The 16,609-nt window shown below is 60.0% G+C and carries 21 protein-coding genes; 20 read left to right on the top strand and 1 reads right to left on the bottom strand.

Features of this window, described 5'->3' with window-relative positions; all coding sequences use genetic code 11:
* Positions 1 to 521 precede the first annotated feature (521 nt).
* Positions 522 to 881 (bottom strand): DUF6124 family protein, encoded by a 360-nt coding sequence (locus tag LQ215_RS22355; RefSeq protein WP_230152615.1) that lies wholly within the window; start codon positions 879 to 881, stop codon positions 522 to 524.
* A gap of 555 nt (positions 882 to 1,436) precedes the next feature.
* Here LQ215_RS22355 and LQ215_RS22350 point away from each other — a divergent pair.
* The 20 genes from LQ215_RS22350 to LQ215_RS22255 all read left to right on the top strand — a co-directional run bounded on the left by LQ215_RS22350 (position 1,437) and on the right by LQ215_RS22255 (position 16,556).
* Complete coding sequence (locus LQ215_RS22350) at positions 1,437 to 2,171, top strand: LexA family transcriptional regulator (RefSeq protein ID WP_028237204.1); 735 nt, start codon at positions 1,437 to 1,439, stop codon at positions 2,169 to 2,171.
* A gap of 460 nt (positions 2,172 to 2,631) precedes the next feature.
* Entirely contained in the window at positions 2,632 to 2,790 is a 159-nt protein-coding gene (locus tag LQ215_RS22345; protein WP_079303843.1) for a Com family DNA-binding transcriptional regulator, read from the top strand.
* Between the two features lie 38 nt (positions 2,791 to 2,828).
* Positions 2,829 to 3,410: a DUF642 domain-containing protein gene (locus LQ215_RS22340; protein ID WP_230152614.1), complete on the top strand. Its 582-nt coding sequence runs from the start codon at positions 2,829 to 2,831 to the stop codon at positions 3,408 to 3,410.
* A gap of 98 nt (positions 3,411 to 3,508) precedes the next feature.
* Positions 3,509 to 3,937, top strand: a complete 429-nt coding sequence (locus LQ215_RS22335; protein ID WP_230152613.1) for a hypothetical protein — start codon at positions 3,509 to 3,511, stop codon at positions 3,935 to 3,937.
* 131 nt (positions 3,938 to 4,068) lie between these two features.
* Positions 4,069 to 4,419, top strand: coding sequence for a phage holin family protein (locus LQ215_RS22330; RefSeq protein ID WP_230152612.1), 351 nt, complete (start codon positions 4,069 to 4,071; stop codon positions 4,417 to 4,419).
* 36 nt (positions 4,420 to 4,455) lie between these two features.
* Positions 4,456 to 4,968 (top strand): hypothetical protein, encoded by a 513-nt coding sequence (locus LQ215_RS22325; RefSeq protein ID WP_230152611.1) that lies wholly within the window; start codon positions 4,456 to 4,458, stop codon positions 4,966 to 4,968.
* Between the two features lie 3 nt (positions 4,969 to 4,971).
* Positions 4,972 to 5,583 carry a phage baseplate assembly protein V gene (locus tag LQ215_RS22320; protein ID WP_230152610.1) on the top strand — a complete coding sequence of 204 codons (612 nt, stop codon included), beginning with the start codon at positions 4,972 to 4,974 and terminating at the stop codon, positions 5,581 to 5,583.
* A gap of 11 nt (positions 5,584 to 5,594) precedes the next feature.
* Complete coding sequence (locus tag LQ215_RS22315) at positions 5,595 to 5,927, top strand: phage baseplate protein (protein WP_230152609.1); 333 nt, start codon at positions 5,595 to 5,597, stop codon at positions 5,925 to 5,927.
* On the top strand, positions 5,924 to 6,919 hold the full coding sequence (locus tag LQ215_RS22310) for a baseplate J/gp47 family protein (protein WP_230152608.1): 996 nt from the start codon (positions 5,924 to 5,926) through the stop codon (positions 6,917 to 6,919). The genes LQ215_RS22315 and LQ215_RS22310 overlap by 4 nt, the downstream gene beginning before the upstream one ends.
* Positions 6,916 to 7,551, top strand: a complete 636-nt coding sequence (locus LQ215_RS22305; RefSeq protein ID WP_230152607.1) for a phage tail protein I — start codon at positions 6,916 to 6,918, stop codon at positions 7,549 to 7,551. The genes LQ215_RS22310 and LQ215_RS22305 overlap by 4 nt, the downstream gene beginning before the upstream one ends.
* Positions 7,552 to 9,450, top strand: coding sequence for a phage tail protein (locus tag LQ215_RS22300; protein WP_230152606.1), 1,899 nt, complete (start codon positions 7,552 to 7,554; stop codon positions 9,448 to 9,450).
* An 81-nt stretch (positions 9,451 to 9,531) separates the two neighbouring features.
* On the top strand, positions 9,532 to 9,969 hold the full coding sequence (locus LQ215_RS22295; RefSeq protein WP_230152605.1) for a phage tail assembly chaperone: 438 nt from the start codon (positions 9,532 to 9,534) through the stop codon (positions 9,967 to 9,969).
* 101 nt (positions 9,970 to 10,070) lie between these two features.
* Positions 10,071 to 10,280: a hypothetical protein gene (locus LQ215_RS22290; protein WP_230152604.1), complete on the top strand. Its 210-nt coding sequence runs from the start codon at positions 10,071 to 10,073 to the stop codon at positions 10,278 to 10,280.
* A gap of 2 nt (positions 10,281 to 10,282) precedes the next feature.
* On the top strand, positions 10,283 to 11,449 hold the full coding sequence (locus LQ215_RS22285) for a tail protein (RefSeq protein ID WP_038855979.1): 1,167 nt from the start codon (positions 10,283 to 10,285) through the stop codon (positions 11,447 to 11,449).
* Positions 11,449 to 11,955 (top strand): phage major tail tube protein, encoded by a 507-nt coding sequence (locus tag LQ215_RS22280; protein ID WP_230152603.1) that lies wholly within the window; start codon positions 11,449 to 11,451, stop codon positions 11,953 to 11,955. The genes LQ215_RS22285 and LQ215_RS22280 overlap by 1 nt, the downstream gene beginning before the upstream one ends.
* Positions 11,956 to 12,093: 138 nt before the next feature.
* Entirely contained in the window at positions 12,094 to 12,660 is a 567-nt protein-coding gene (locus tag LQ215_RS22275) for a phage tail assembly protein (protein WP_230152602.1), read from the top strand.
* Positions 12,661 to 12,788: 128 nt separating this feature from the next.
* A complete protein-coding gene (locus tag LQ215_RS22270) occupies positions 12,789 to 14,942 on the top strand; it encodes a phage tail tape measure protein (RefSeq protein WP_230152601.1) in 2,154 nt (717 codons plus the stop codon).
* Entirely contained in the window at positions 14,942 to 15,325 is a 384-nt protein-coding gene (locus LQ215_RS22265; protein WP_230152600.1) for a phage tail protein, read from the top strand. The genes LQ215_RS22270 and LQ215_RS22265 overlap by 1 nt, the downstream gene beginning before the upstream one ends.
* Positions 15,318 to 15,530 carry a tail protein X gene (locus LQ215_RS22260; protein ID WP_230152599.1) on the top strand — a complete coding sequence of 71 codons (213 nt, stop codon included), beginning with the start codon at positions 15,318 to 15,320 and terminating at the stop codon, positions 15,528 to 15,530. The genes LQ215_RS22265 and LQ215_RS22260 overlap by 8 nt, the downstream gene beginning before the upstream one ends.
* Before the next feature lie 9 nt (positions 15,531 to 15,539).
* Entirely contained in the window at positions 15,540 to 16,556 is a 1,017-nt protein-coding gene (locus LQ215_RS22255) for a contractile injection system protein, VgrG/Pvc8 family (RefSeq protein WP_230152598.1), read from the top strand.
* Positions 16,557 to 16,609: the final 53 nt, after the last annotated feature.

Below are 16,609 nucleotides of genomic sequence, written 5' to 3'. Positions count from 1 at the left end.
CTTAGGGTTCCGCCCTGACGGCGGCTCACTTTTGAGAAGCGCAAAAGTAAGCAAAACGCTTTTGCCCCACCACTTGGCACCTCGCCTAGGCTCGGTGTGCCCTCACTCCGGCATTGCTCCGTGGGCCGCCGCGAAGGGCCATCCATGGCCCAGCGCGGCTAACCCGGCATCCATGCCGGGTTGCCCACTGCGCAATACCTTCGTTCAGCCAGCGTGGTTAATGGGGCGCCGAGATCAACGTCCACGCCGAGGCGGCCTAACAGCCGACCTGGCTCTCCTGGTCGTACACCCATCAGATCTGTTTGAGCAGGACCTGTGGGAGCAAAGCTTGCTCGCGAGGCGGCCTGATAGCCGACCTGGTTCTGGCATCTGGACTCCGATCAAATTGTGGGAGCGAGCTTGCTCGCGATGACGGCAGCCAATACAACTTAGTTGTAACTGAACTACCGCTATCGCGAGCAAGCTCGCTCCCACAGTGGTTACTCGGGCTTCTCTTAGGTCTCGGCTTGCATCATGGAGGCCTACCTCACCTCGACCACATCCAACGCCCGATTCGCCAGCAACTGGCTCAGCTCGATCATCTGCTGGACCCCTAGCGCTATATTCCGTCGCGAGCCCTTCAGGTCGAATGCCAGGTCGCTGACCATGGCGTTGGCCGAGGCCAGGGTTTCGCTGAGATTGGCGAGCAGGCATTCGGCGTCGACGTTAGGGGCGATGACGAAAAGGGTGTCGGGTGTGTCGCAGGTTTCTTTGTCGGCTTTCGGCTTGAGGTAATAGTCCAGGGCGCGAGTGGCCGCGTCGTCGAGTTTCTTGGCGTTGGCCGATTGGCTGCGGGAGACGTGATCGTCTGGGGTTGGGGGATTTGGAGTGTGCTTGCTCATGATTCTTGGATCCTCGAAGTGGGAGCCATCACCGATTCGCTACTAAACGAAATGGGTGGCAGCTGTACGCAGGTTAGTAGACCGGGGATCCAAGAAACCGGCGCACCCGAAGGCGCCCTGCGCACAGCTACCATCGAATGCAGGAGTAGGAACACCTGACTGGATGGGGCGATGTACATCTTGGAGATACCGAGCTACTAAACCCGATCACTGATGGGCAGTGACAGGATCAAAAGTACCGATGGGCCCCAAGGCGCACAAGCCGGCGGATTCTGGCGTAGTTGTAGGCAGAGGCGCAAGGAAACGTAGCCTTGCGTCACACATTTGAAGGACGGGTTTGGAGTCTTTTCTTAGAGGCCTGTAGGGCAAATCCAGGGGTTGGAGAGTTTGGCTTTTGTAGGAGCTGGCGAAGCCTGAGATCTTTTGATCTTTCGCTTGAGATTCAAGTGTCTGAGGAAAGATCGCAGCCTCGTTGCACTCGACAGCTCCTACATATTGCATATTTATGCAAAACAGCATTTGTCTTCTGCGAAAAGAACAAGCACTATGCGCGTTATGCAAAAACGCAACGTTTCTACCGTATTAAGAGCATTGCTCGATCAGCACGGGATCTCCCCCACGGAGCTTCACCGGCGTACCGGCGTGCCTCAGTCCACCCTCTCGCGGATCCTCAGCGGCAAGATTGTCGACCCTTCGGATAAACACATCTCGAAGATCGCCGAATACTTCGCCGTGAGCACCGACCAGTTGCGCGGGCGCGCGGACGTTGTGCCCGTCGGCAATGCCCGCCGCGATGAGCCGCATTCCGAACTCAAGGACATAAGCCTGTGGGACGACGAAACACCCGTCGAAGAAGACGAAGTGTCGGTCCCTTTTCTGCGCGAGGTTGAATTGGCTGCTGGATCAGGAAGATTCGTCATCGAGGAAAGCGAGCGCTCAAGCCTGCGCTTCGGCAAGCGCAGCCTGCGCCATAATGGCGTGCAGTTCGACCAGGCCAAGTGCGTGACGGTGCGCGGCAACAGCATGTTGCCGGTGCTGCGCGACGGGGCCACGGTCGGGGTGAACGCAGGCAAATGCGGGATCGGCGACATCGTCGACGGTGACCTCTACGCCATCAATCACAACGGCCAATTGCGGGTGAAGCAGCTTTATCGCCTGCCCACCGGCATCCGCCTGCGCAGCTTCAACCGTGATGAGCATCCGGATGAGGACTACACCTTCCAGGAAATGCAGGATGAGCAAATCGTCATCCTCGGTCACGTCTTCTGGTGGGGCATGTACGCCCGCTAACCCCTCCGCTGTCAGATAAAACCCGCCGCCGTGCGGGTTTTTTTTCGCCTCCTGAAAACCCGCAACCCCCATGTTCTCGAGGGATTCATGCGTTTGCGCATTTATCATGCATAAATAAATGCATTTACGCATTGACTGTATATGCATCCATGCATATTCTGTGTCCAAGCCGCTCGACAAAGCGGCTGGCAACGAAGCTCTTTAGTTCCACCAACAGGCAGCGATGAACCGGCCTTAACGGTTCAGAGGGTTGGCAACTGACCCGGGTGTGCAGCGTAAAGCACCAGAAGCAGTTATCCGGCGGGCAGGGACCGCGGTCGGAGGAACAATTTGAATGGATCCGTACCGCGCCAGTCGCGCCGAAAGATCAAGCGCATTACTGAAAAGCCTGGGCAACCGGGCTTTTTGGAATGCCTGTGCCGCGAGGTACTTCAAACCGCCGCCAATGGGAGGGCTTTTGATGCTGAAGGATTTCAGATGCGGTAGTTGCAAAAGACTTCTGGCCCGCATGGGCGAGAACACCGAACTCCAGATCAAGTGTTCCCGATGCGGGACGTTGAATCATGTGAAGGCCGTTGAGCCTCGAGTGATCGCCAGAGAGCGGGATGAGCGCTGTTGATCAACCGCGCGATCAATCAATAACTCAAGAGGTGAATCATGAATCGTTTCAAGAAATACGTCGCTCCGCTGTTGCTGTCCATTGCGCTGCTCGGCGTTGGGAGCAAGGCTAGCGCCGCCAACCTTCTGCTCAACGGTAGCTTCGAACAGCCAGGTTGCAGCGGCAGTTGCATCCTTGATACTCCGGCGAAAACCAACTTCATCACCGGTTGGACGACGTTTTTGTCCGGTGCCGAGTACTTCAATATGCCCGCCTCGATCGGGGGGGCCGTGGCCGCAGATGGCGTTGTGATTGTCGACCTGGCCAATTATGTCTATGGCAACGGCGGTGGTATCCAGCAGAACTTCGCCACCGCGGTCGGCGCCAAGTACCGTTTGACCTTCAGCGCGGGTAATTCGCGCTACGCCAGCCGCTCCGGCGACGGCACCATCCAGGTCAAGGTGGCGGGGCAGAGTGTCACCTTCAACACGCCATCGGCGAAAGGTACAGCGGTGGAGTGGAGCACCATCACGTATGACTTCACGGCCACTTCGGCTCAAACGACTTTGGCGTTCTCCAATGAGCAGAACCCTTACGCCAACTTCGCCTTCATCGACAACGTCATCGTTGAGCCACTGTAAAACATCGTTTGCCCTGCGAAGACCCGCCGCCCCCAAGCACTCATCCATCACCATCAACGTGCTCGGTAAAAACCTATTGATCTAAAGGAAATAAACCAATGAAAAAATTCTTCAGCGTGCTTATCGCAGCCGTCCTGGCTACCCAGACCCTCTATGCGTTTGCTGAAACCTCACCTGTCGGTTCCTGGCAATTCGCTTACTACCATGTTCCGGGTGGTGGTTTTTATGCCAACCAAACGATCTGCTTCAAAGCGGACAATACCTGGTACTCAAGTTCGCAGGCTGGCTGGAAGGGCGCATGGTTCCAGAACGGGGACGATCTCCAATGGAATGGGAGTGTGCCAATGCCGGGTGCAGGGAGCGCCAACAATCTCGCGACCATTGCCATGGGTAAGTTAGCTGTCGCTGGTTCGATGTCGGGTAACTACGCGGAATGGGCCGCACCCAGTGCGCTACCGCTGTCTTGGGACAGGCACTACACCTACACCATGACTTACAAAGGCGCGACCTGCGCTGCGCCAAAGTGATGTCAGCCCCCAATTGCCTGACAAACGTTTGAACGCCGTTTCTAGCGACTTAATGGGTTTCACCGACCCACATCTCATTCAACTTCAAACAACTTACCCGCCCAATCTTAATCACCCCCAGGAAACGAGACATGACAAACGAGCAACAAGCGTTGCTGGACATGCCGATCTGGCTGGTCATCGTGCTCGCCCTGGTGGGCGGGGTGTCCGGCGAGATGTGGCGTGCTGACAAGGAGGGCGCCCGTGGCTGGTCGTTATTGCGGCGCCTGGCCTTGCGCTCCGGTGCCTGCGTGGTCTGCGGCGTATCGGCAACCATGCTTTTGTACGCCCTCGGCATGTCGATCTGGAGCGCCTGCGCCTTGGGTTGCCTGACCGCCATGGCTGGCGCCGATGTGGCGATCGGTCTTTACGAGCGCTGGGTCGCCAAGCGGCTCGGCGTCTGCGACGTGCCACCGCGGGACCTTCCTCCCGACCAGCAGTGAAGCGACAGCGCTGACCCATACAAAAGGAGGCGATCAATGCCTGCCCTCATCGAAAAACCGTCGCAGTTGTGCTCGGCCATTGCCCAGACGCTGCGCGCCATTTATCCCGCCTTGAAAGTCGGCAGCCCCCAGGATTTCGACGGCACCGACGACCAACCCTGGGTGCTGATTGCCCTTGAGCGTGATGCGCCCGGTCACCGTGCCAACGACGGGCGCATCGCCCATCTCCTGACGGTTTCCCTGCAAGTGGTCATGGCCGTGCCGGGATGGGAGGCCTGCGACTTGGCTGCTGAGCTGAAACACCTGGTCATGGATAACCGCTGGGGGCTGTCGGGCGATCAATGCGACCTGCCCACGGAGCTCGATGGCCTGCCGTCCACGTTCATCAATCCGGCACGGCAATACACCGCCTGGACCCTTTCCTTCAACCAAACCCTGTACCTCGGCCCGACGCTGCTGGAGGACCCGCTGGGCATTCCGAAATTTGCCCGTACCTGGGAAGTGTCGAACATCGACGACCCAGACCAATACACCGCACTCGAGGGCTAAGCCATGTTTGATGCGCTGTTACGGATGCATCTGGGGCCGATTATCGAGCGTCTGGCGCAGATGGAAACCGAGCTGGAAGACCTGCATCGGCGGGCGGAGAGTTTCTGCCGCATCGGCGTTTGCCAGGAAGTCGACGCGGCCAGCAACACCTGCAAGGTCAGCCATGGCGGTCTTCTGACCCCCGCGATCCGCTTTTTCAACCCGAGCGCCGGCGCCCAGAGCGAGTCGCGGATTCCGTCCGTGGGCGAGCAGTGCCTGTTGCTCAACCATGGCGGCGGCGAGGGCGGTGGGCAGGCGGTGGCGTTGTTCGGCCTCAATGGCGGTCAGTTCCCGCCCGTCTCGACACAGGCATCGCTGACGCGTCGCCTCTATCAGGACGGTACGGAAAACGGCTACGACCATGCCAGCCATGTCCTGCACTGGCAGAACGGCCCGGCGACGTTCAGCGGTTCCCGTGAAGCCCTGCAATTGAACATCGGCCCATCGACTCTGGTGATGACGCCGCAAACCATCGAACTAAAACTGGGCGCCGTCGGCATTCGGCTCGACGCCGCCGGTGTGCACCTGAGCGGCCCGGTGGTGGATCACCAGGGACGCGTCATCAGTACCGCATAAGAGATTTCCTCATGATTGGAATCGATCGAAATACCGGCGCCACGGTCGACGACTGGCTGCAGTTCGTGCAGCGCGCCACCCGTGCACTGACCACGCCGTTGGGCACTCGCCAGAAGCGCCCGTTGTATGGCTGCGCACTCACCCAGTTGCTGGGGCAGAACCTCGGCGACGACCTGCTGATCCTCGCCCAGAGCCACGCGGCCCAAGCGTTCTACAACCCGGCCAACGGCATCGATGATTTCGAGCCACAGGTCATTGTCGCCAGCCGGCACGGGGCCGGATTGCTGCTGCGTTTCGCCGGCACCTGGAAAAACCGCAAACAGACTTTCGAGGTGGTGACATGAGCATGCTGATACCCGGCCAGAACCAACTGGCCGAACCGGCCATCGTCACCGTCGAAGCGTTCGAGGACCTGCTCGCCGAGTTCAAGACCTTCGTAGTCGAGTACGTCGCCGCACGTTCTCCCGCCAGCGCGGCGAAGCTGGTGGACAGCCTCGAAAACGAAAGCGAACTGCTGACCTTGGCCCTTGAGGCGTTCTGTGTCCGGTTGCAAATCCACGAGCGCAAATACAACGCCCGCATCAAGCAGATGTTGGCGTGGTGGGCCACCGGCACCAACCTCGATGCTCGCCTCGCGGACATGGGCCTTGAACGCCAGTTGCTCGATCCGGGCGACCCGGCGGCCTTCCCGCCCATTCCTCCGGTCTACGAGAGCGATGACGATGCGCGGTTGCGTTACTACCTGGCGCCCCACGCCCCGGCGGCCGGATCGCGCATGCAGTATCGGCGGGAGATTTTCACCCTGGGCGAACGGCCAGTTGTGAAGGTGGAAAACGCCTCGGCGGGTGTGGTGACGGTTACCTACACCTTCGACCCAGATGGCCATGCGGCGCAGGTCAAGGATGGCAACGGGCGTCGCACCGCGCCGGGCGAAGTCACGGTCACGGTGCTGTCCCGTGACGGCGATGGCACGCCGACCGAGGCGCTGCTTGACGGTGTTCGCCAGCATTTCGCCCGGCCCGATGTTCGACCGGAAACGGACCTGGTCATCGTGCAGGCCGCGCAGATCAAACCCTACAAAATCCGCGTCGTGGCGAAGATCAATGCCGGCCCGGATTCGGGCTTGACCCAGGTTGCCGCCGAACAGCAGTTGCAGGCGTATGCCGAGGCGTGTCATCGCCTGGAAGGACGGGTGGACCCCAGCTGGATCGACTACACGCTGCACAGCGCCGGCGCGGTTCAGCTGCAGATTCTCGAACCGCTCGCACCGATTGTGACGACGGCTTTTCAAGCCCCCTACTGCACGGGCATCGAGGTCGAGGTGGATACGTTATGAGTGACGACACACCTCGACCGAGCCTGCTGCCGGTCAACAGTTCACCGCTGGAACGGGCGCTGGATCTCGGCTTCGCCCGATTGCTCGAACGCATCGATCCGCCGTTTCCCGAGCTGATGAACCCGGCCACCACGCCCTTGGCGTTCTTGCCGTATCTCGCGGCGGATCGTGGGGTCAACGAGTGGAGCTCCGCGGCCTCCGAGGCGGAAAAGCGCCTGACCGTTGAGCTTGCCTGGCCCACCGCCCGGCAAGCCGGGACGCGAAAGGCGCTGGAAAATGCGGCCAAGGGTTTGCAACTGATGCCTGAGGTGCGCGCCTGGTATGAGCAAACACCCCCTGGCCCGCCCTACAGTTTTTCCGTCAGGGCATTTACCGAGCAGCCCTACAGCGAAGAAATCGATGCCCGTCTAGACCGTCGCCTGGCGGAGGCCAAAAGCGAGCGCGACACCTTGAAGGTGTCGGTCGGCTTGAGTGCATTCGGCCGTCACGTCATCGGCGCCGCCACGCTGTGCGGCGAACTGACCACGGTTTATCCGATCGTCATCCAAGGGCTGGAAGCCTCGGCTAAGGCCTTCATGGCCGCCGGACTCTACACCGTCGAAACCTCCACTATTTATCCACAGGGGTCCTAAATGGCCGACTACTACACCCTGCTCACCGATGCGGGGATCGCCTACGAAACCGCCTGCAAGGCGGCGGGCACACCGATCAAGCTGTCGCAGATTTCCGTCGGTGACGGCGGCGGCACGGAATACAACCCGGCCGCAACCGCGACAGCACTCAAGCGTGAAGTCTGGCGCGGGCCGCTCAATGCGCTGTTCCAGGATGAAAACAACCCGAGCTGGCTGCTGGCCGAGGTCACCATCCCGCCTGAAGTGGGCGGTTGGTATGTGCGTGAGGCCGGGATCTGGACCGATACCGGGATCCTGTACGCGATTGTCAAATATCCGGAGTCGTTCAAGCCGGTGTTGGCCACGTCTGGTTCGGGCAAAGAGTTCTACATCCGGTCGATTTTCGAGACCAGCAATGCCGAGCTGGTGACGCTGCTGATTGACGACACGGTGGTCAAGGCGACGCGGGCTTGGGTTGCAAGTTACGTTGCTGATGAGCTTGCCAAGCTCGACAGGAAGCAGTCGGTCCGAGTGGCGACGACGGCCAACATTGCCTTGAGTGGTGCGCAGGCGATCGATGGTGTTGCGGTGATCGCCGGGAATCGGGTCTTGGTCAAGTCACAGGCCTTGGCGAAAGACAACGGTATTTACGTTGCCGCGAACGACGCTTGGGTCCGGGCAAAGGATGCCGATGCGAGTGTCGAAGTGACTTCGGGGTTGATTGTCTCGGTGGAGGAGGGCGCGACGCTTGCCAACACGATCTGGCAGTTGATTACCGATGGTGCGATTGTGCTGGGCACTACGGCGTTGGCGTTTCAGAACATCACGCAAGGATTTGCGCCGCTTAATTCGCCGGTGCTGGTTAATCCGACGGCAAATACGCCGGCGCAATTCGACAGCAGCAAGTTACTGGCTACGACTGAGTTTGTTAGGACGAACTCAGGTAACCATGCGGCCATTGGCAGCTTGAGCGCGAACGTAACCTTGTTCGCCGCCAACACGTTTGGCATGTCTTACATGCTGAACTCTGTAACCCCATTCACCGTTACGCTTCCCTTGGCACACACCGCAGGTAACGGAGGAGTCGTAACGTTCACCAATGTGTCGACTGCCGCGGTAACTCTGACTTTGCAGGGTACGGACTACATGGCGGGCATTCCCGGGGTTGGCGCAGGGGGGAGTGTTGTATTAGGGCCGCGGGATACCCTTACCTTGTCAACTGCGGGCGGGACTGCCTGGTACGCAGAGGATGGATCGACGCGTGACGCACAGTCGACGGCGTTGAGAGCTTTGATGGGGAACCTTGGCTCCGTTGTATTCATTACCGATTCGATAAGTCTTACCGCTGCACATTGTGGCGTTCAGTTGGTAGGGAATGGACTGCTAGGCAATAAAACTATCACGCTACCGCCGAAGTCGGATGTGCCTCTGGGAGCGATGATCCATTTTTCTGCTGGTGCCTCAAACGTCACAATAGCGTGCGCGGGTGTCGATATCCTTGCGCCTGGCCTTGGTGGAGGAAACACTGTTTCGTCATTTACTATTGAGGCACTTGATTCTGTGGTTCTTGTAAATGTCGGAACAGGCTGGCGAATGGTTGGCGGATCCCACCTCAACAAACACAGCAGTCAGTTTGTCGCCAGTCTCGCTGCCAATGGCTATCAGAAACTACCAAGTGGCCTGATTATCCAGTGGGGCGTTGCCGGGACTACAAATGGGTTTGGCACATGGACTTATCCAACAGCATTCCCTAACTCAGTGTTTCGTGTGTTCGCAAGTAATGACGCGTCGGCCTCTGGCACAAGCATGTATGCATGTGGTGCCCATCCCACTTCTGGAAGTCCTAATGTGTCAGCCACCTTGGCGAGTCAATTGGCGACGGGTGGTGATGCCATATTTCTATTTGCCATCGGTTATTGAGGGACGGAAGAGAATGCCTAATCTATTAACGACCGACTCATCTGTCCCGGACATCGGTGCTGTTGAGTACGGAGTGACAAAATGACTCTTTATTCAAGCAAGACAACGGGTGGTTTTTACGATGACGCCATCCACTCCGCTGAGCAGATCCCTCTAGACGCGGTTGAAATTACCCAGAAGCTGCATGCAGAGCTTCATGAGGGGCAGTCAATGGGGAAGCGGATCTCAAGTGACGAAGATGGCTATCCGATACTGGTCGATCCACCTGCGCAATCGCCTGAGTTTTTGGCAGCAATTGAGCGTGTATGGCGTGACGGCCAGCTTGTTGTGACTGATGGCATGGTTGCTCGGCACCGTGACGAGTTGGAAGAAACCCTAAAAACCACGCTTTCTGTCGAGCAGTATTCGGAGCTTCAGGCCTATCGTCGGGCGCTGCGCAACTGGCCGGAGACAAGCGAATTTCCACTGGTCGAACACCGTCCGATAGCCCCGTCCTGGTTGCCCAAGCAATCCCAATAAACGCCCCGATCAACGGGGCGTTTTCTTTTCCGCAACACCCCTTAAAGCACCTGGCAACGGCCCCGCACACTCGGGGCTTTTTCATATCTGGAGAAACACAAATGGCACCACGCCAAACCTACACCGTGCTCCTCCCATTCCCCACCGGGGGTGGTCACTGGTCGAGCGTCGGCCAGGAACTCGATCTGCTTGACGTCGAGGCCAACGCCTTGCGCAGCGCCGGTCGCCTGGCGCTGAAAAAAACCGAAGTCGTCGAACCGGCTTCTGCATCCACCAAGGCCGTGAAGGCCACCACCAAAAAGGCTGAATAACCATGGCTGAGGTTTTGAACTTCGAGCACAACGGCATTACCGTCAATGCCACTGAATCTCCCGAGGCCATGGGTGGCCTGGGTGACAACGTCATCGGGCTGGTCGGCACTGCGCCGAATGCCAACGCGCTGATTCCGAAAAACACCCCGTTCCGCATCAACAGCTTCACCACCCAGGCCCAGCTGGACCCAACCGGTGCCGAAGCGGGCACATTGTTCCAGGCGGTCTACCAGATCCTCAAAGTGGTCAAGGTGCCGGTCTACGTGGTCATCGTCGAAGAGGGCGCCACGCTGGCCGATACGCAGAACAACGTGATCGGCGGTATCGAAGCGCAGACCGGTCGCAAGCTCGGCCTGGCGGCGTTGAGTGGGGTTGCCGAGGACCTGACCATTATCGGCGCACCGGGCTTCACCGGCACCAAGGCCGTGGCCAGCGAGTTCGCTTCGTTCGGCAAGCGCATCAAGGCCCGTGTGGTGCTCGACGGCAAGGACGCCGCGGTTGCTGATCAAGTGACCTATAGCCAGGAACTGGGCGGCGCCGACCTCGGTTTCGACCGTTGCCTGGTGGTGCACAACATGCCGGCGGTGTACTCCAAGGCCGCGAAGAAAAACGTCTTCCTGGCCCCGTCGAGCCTGGCCATCGCCGCGCTCGCCAAGGTCAAGCAATGGGAGAGCCCGGGCAACCAGGTCACCTACGCCGAAGACGTTTCGCGCACCGTCGAATACAACATCCTCGACACCTCCACCGAAGGCGATCTGCTCAACCGCTACGGCGTCAGCTACTACGCCCGGACCATCCTCGGCGGCTTCTCGCTGCTGGGCAACCGCTCCATCACCGGCAAGTTCATCAGCTACGTCGGCCTGGAAGATGCCATCAGCCGCAAGCTGGTGAAGGCCGGCCAGAAAGCCATGGCCAAGAACCTGACCAAGTCGTTCATGGACCAGGAGGTCAAACGCATCAACGACTGGCTGCAAACCCTGGTCGCCGACGAAACCATCCCTGGCGGCAGCGTGTACCTGCACCCGGAATTGAACAGCGTCGAGAAGTACAAGAACGGCACCTGGTACGTGGTCATCGACTACGGCCGCTACGCGCCGAACGAACACATGATTTATCAACTCAATGCCCGCGATGAAATCATCGAGCAGTTCCTGGAGGACGTTCTCTAATGTTTACCAACCGCGTAAGACAGGCCATCGCGGCCACCCTGCAAGGCCTGCCGTTGTCCGCGACGGTGGAAGAGTTCACGCCGCCGAAGATCGAGTTCGCCATGGAGTCGATGACGGGCGGGCGCTTTATCGCCGAGGAAATGGCCAAGAGCGGCAACGTGCTCGGGGCTTCATTGATCCTGCAAGGCATGGGGCCGGAAGTCATGTTGGCCCTGGGCGTGCAACTGGGCGACGACATTTTGCTGAACGTGCGTGAAGCCGGCCAGGATCAGGATGGCAACACCTGGTTCACCTACCACACCGTCGGCGGCAAGCTCAAATCGCTGTCCGAGGCCAAGGTGAAAATGGGCGAAAAACCTACCACCACCCTTGATCTGAGCTGCCGTACCTACAACCGCCTGGAAAACGGCGTTCCGGTGATCGACATCGACGTGCGCACCCAGAAGTTCGTGCTCAACGGCGTCGACATCCTCGGCGATGCCCGCCGCGCGGTGTTGCTGCCCTAAGCCACTGCCAGCCCCTGTGGGAGCGAGCTTGCTCGCGATGGCGGAGTATCAGTCGACATCAATGGTGAATGTCCGACCGCTATCGCGAGCAAGCTCGCTCCCACAGGTTGTCCTCTGATTCACCAAGGAATTGATTTCATGTCCTGGATGCCTCCAACACATGAGCTGTTGTCGCCGATCACCGCTGACGATGGCTCGCAGATCGAACAGCTCCCCCTCAAACCCCTCTTCTACGCCGCGCAGAAAGAAGCCCTGGCCCGCGCTGGTGATGATGAAGACGACCAGTTCTTCGAGCTGGCCAAACTGGCCACCGGCCTGTCGGTCAAGGAACTCGATCAGCTCAAGCGCCCGGACTACGTGAGCATTGCGCAATACGTGCACGAAATGTCCACGCGTCCGGCGTCGTACTTTCTGGAGGAGCCACAGGCCGATCCCGACCAGGTGCAACTGCTGCAACCGCTCGACGTCGCGGGTCGCAGCATGACTGCGCTGACCCTGGAAATGCCGGTGCTGCGTGCGACCAAGGCGATGAAAAAACTGAAGACGGCCAAGGAACGCGCCGAATTCATCACCGCCCATTGCACCGGCCTGATGATTCCCGATCTGGACCTGCTGACCGTGCCCGACTGGACACAGCTTCAGGTACGCATCGACGATTTTTTAAACAAACCGGCGGACTTCTTTCGGAGCGCGACATCGAAGTGATCCTCGATGTGGTGCCGCTCATTTACTCGGTAAGTGAGGCGGAAATCCTGGAGTGGGACGCCGGCAAGGCCTTGCGCCGATACGACATCGCGATCACTCGCCTTGGCGTGAAACAGGAGTAGAGCGGGATGGCGGACGATAGATATTCGCTCAAATACGCAACCGTCAATGAGCCTGGGTTGGCGTTCGGTAATACCAGCCTCACCAGTGGCGTGTCGGCACAAGGCGCGTTCGCCAGGGATCAGCTGTCGAGCCTTGATCTGGCGCTGGAAACGCTCGGGCTCAAGCTCGGCCTTCTGACGACGGCGATCGAGTCGCTGACGGTGAAGCTTTCGGCGCAACGATTGTTCGCTCAAACGATGGGCGCCGACGCCAAGGGTGAGTCGGCCGGTGGGCCAAAGGGCAAGTCGAGCGGCGGTATCGAGCCACCGGCGCTGCTCAAACCTGCGATAGCGATGGATTCGGCCATGGCCGATCTGAAGCAGGTCACCGGATTTACCCCTCGCCAGATCGAACAGACGACTGAGTCAACCCGGCACGTCGCCACCGCTAAGCTGGTGGCGGCCGGGGGCACCACGGCGGTTGAAGTGGTGGGGATGCAAAGCCTGGCGGCCAGGAAAGGCATCGGTAACGATTTGCCCGATGCCTCGGACCGACCGCAGGAACTGTCGCGTTTCGCCTCGGATGCTGCCGTCATCGCGACGGCGTCCAGGAGGCCGGCCATGGAGGTTGCCGAGATGCTCGCCGACTGGCGCATCTCCATGAAGCTCAGCGCAGAGAAAGCGTTTGACCTGGCGGATGCAACCAACCACCTGAGCAAGATTCCCGGTGGTGCGAAAGCGAGTGAGATCGGCACAGTGCTGCAGCGTGACGGTGCGGCTGCGACCTCGGTGGGCCTGCAGCCTGCCCAAGCTGCGGCATTGACGGCAGCGCTTCTCAATACCGGCGCGCAACAAGCTGAAGCGGGTGTGGCGCTCGATCACTTCACGACCGCTTTAGGCAAGGGCGATCAGGCCTCCACGACCGAGCAAGCGGCCTGGAAGCAATTGGGGCTTGATCCCAAAGAGGTGGCAAGCGGCTTGCGTGATAAGGACGCCGCGCCGGGGACAGTGATGTCGGTGCTGGCGGCCTTGAACGCGCAGCCGGCCGAAAAACGCTCGAGCCTGGCCTCTTCGCTGTTTGGCACCGGGGATGCGGCAGTACTGCGCATGTCGCAGAAACTCGACGATGTGAACGCGGCGTTCTGGCAGGTGAAAGACCCAGGCCAATACGCTACATCGCAATTGGGCAACAACGGTTCGGTGCGGCAGGACGCGTTGGCGCTGTCGAACACCCGGCAGGGCCAACTGAACGTCCTCAACGCCCGCAGCGAGCGTTTGTCGCTGGCCACGGGCAATGCCCTGATGCCCTCGGCGGATACCTCGTTCCAGTGGCTGGGTTCGCTGGCCGATGGCCTGAGTGAATTGGCTGAGTCCTCACCTAAAGCCGCTGCGGCCATTGTGTTGATTGGCGCAGCGATCAAACCGCTGGTGGGCGCGCTGCTCAAGGCTGTAGGGGATGAGATGTCCAATCAGGTGGCCAAGCGGGTGTTGGGGAGGGTCGCTCCGCACCTTCCCGGCCGATTGGGTGAGGTGATCTCCGACGATTTCAGAAATCCTCGTGTGGGCAAGCTCGATACAAGCAATGCCAACCAGCGTCCCGAACCTACGAGAGGGCCGAAAATACGCGTCAGTACACGAGGCTCACTCGGGCCAACGGCTTCATTACGCTCAATGACTCGCAGGGCGCCCGGCCCATTGAAAGTCGTCGGCGCCGTCGCTGATGTGGCCGAGGGTGTGCTGACCGGCGACAAACGAATGATGGGCGCAGGCCTGGGCGCCGCAGGTGGCGGCTGGGCAGGCGCTGCTGCGGGGTCTGCGGCCGGTGCCGCTTTGGGGAGTGTGGTTCCGGTGCTCGGCACTGCCATTGGTGGCCTGGTTGGCGGACTGCTGGGCGGCTGGCTGGGGAGCGATGCTGGCGCGTCCCTGGGTGAGAAACTCGCCGCCCCTGCCGACAGACTCGCCGCTCCAGAGCAGGTCAGCAAAGACTTGACCAGCGTCCAGACCGCCACTCCACAGAACACCATGACCGCCAACATCTACATCAACGGCCAGGACCAGGCCAGTGCGAGTCAGTTGGCCAACCTGGTCGTGCAGCAGCTCTCGGGCCAATTCGGCTTGACGACCATGCCCAACTCACTCGCCATGCGCAGTGACGCGGCCCTGACCGACGGAGGTACGTGATGCGTCAGCAAATGGTACTCGGCAGTTTCATTTTTGGTCTGTCGAGAAACTTTGCGTACCACAGCCTGGTACGCACCTCGGACGGTGGCTGGCAGAGAATCGACATCCTCACCAGCAAACCCAAGTCCAGCCAGATCGGCCAAGGCCTGCAAGGGCTGACGATCACCGGCAAGTCGATGTACGCGACCGCCATGGATCGCCTCGATGAGTTGCGCGCCTTGCAGGCGCAGCGCGTCCCCGTGCCGTTGGTTGACGGCATCGGTCGCAACTGGGGCTTGTGGCAGATCAACAAGGTCACGGAAACCCAGACCGAGATCATCGATGACGGCACGGCCATGGTGGTCGGCTGGGTGGTTGAATTGACGGAGTTCGCCAATGCGTAGGGTTCGAAGTATCGCCGGTGATTCGGTGAATCTGTTGCTGTACCGCGAGCTGGAGCGTAGTGACGATGCCGCCGAGGAAGCGCTCTGGCGGCTCAATCCGCTGCTGGCCGAATGGGGCCCGGTGTTGCCCGCAGGTGTTTGGGTGGTCCTGCCGGAAGTGGATCTCAAACCTGTTGCACCCACACCGGTTTCGGCCTGGGATTAAGGAGGCAACATGTCATTGGGTTTCACGCCTGCGGTGGAAATTTATGGTGCGAACGCCGCGCTGCTCAACCAACGCTTGCTCAAGTGGGAGCATGTCGATGCGGCGGGTATCGAGTCCGATCAACTGACGCTCACCATTAGCCTGGAAGGCCTTGAAGGGTTGCCCAGCCTCGGCGGCAAGATTGGCCTGCGGGTCGGTTATCTGGAGTCGGGGCTGGTGGATAAAGGCGAGTTCGTCATCACCCGGCGTACGCCGTTCTTGTTTCCCCTGCAACTTGTGCTGGTGGCCATGGCGGCGCCGTTCAGTGCGGCGGATCAAACCGGGTTCAAGCAGCGCCGATCCGTCAGCCATGGCCCGACGACCCTGGGGGCGCTGTTTCGTCAGTTGACCTCCAGGCACGGGTTTTCCCCGCGGGTGGCGCCGGACCTGTCGCTGATCAAAATCGAGCACGTCGACCAGACCAACGAAACCGACATGGGTTTCCTCACGCGCCTGGCCCACCGTTATGACGCTGTCGCCAAGCCGATCAACGAGCTGTATGTGCTGGCTCGACGCGGTCAGGCGAAGTCGTTGTCGGGCAAGGTCCTGCCCGAGATGAAACTCTCGGTGACCACCAACAACCGCCCGGGCGACCACGCTTTCATCTCGGCCAAGCTGGATGAAACCGCCCGGGCAAAATACCAGGGTTGCAAGACCCGTTGGTGGGATGCGGCGGCCGGCAAACTGCAGGTCGAGGAGAGCGGCCTTGCGCCGTTCAAGACCCTGCGCCAATGTTTCCAGAGCGCAGACGATGCCCGCGCCGCCGGTGAAGGCGAGGTGCGCCGGATGATGCGCGAAGCCCTCAAGGTGAGCATCGAATGCCCCGGCAACCCGGGGCTGTCCGCCGAGGGCATCGTACTGCTGGACCCGTCCTGGCCGGACTTCATGCGCGGTCGCTGGTCAATCGACAAGGTCACCGCCAGTGGCAATCGGGAAAAAAGCTATCGCTGCTTGATTCATGCAACCTGCCTGGATGCCAAGGCCTGACCTCATCGCCCCTGTGGGAGCGAGCCTGCTCGCGATAGCGGTATGACATTCGA

This window comes from Pseudomonas brassicacearum, assembly GCF_918698105.1.
Classification (GTDB): Bacteria; Pseudomonadota; Gammaproteobacteria; order Pseudomonadales; family Pseudomonadaceae; genus Aquipseudomonas; species Aquipseudomonas brassicacearum_F.
The sequence above is the reverse complement of the archived record's forward strand: the minus strand, read 5'-3'. Positions and strand labels throughout refer to the sequence as shown.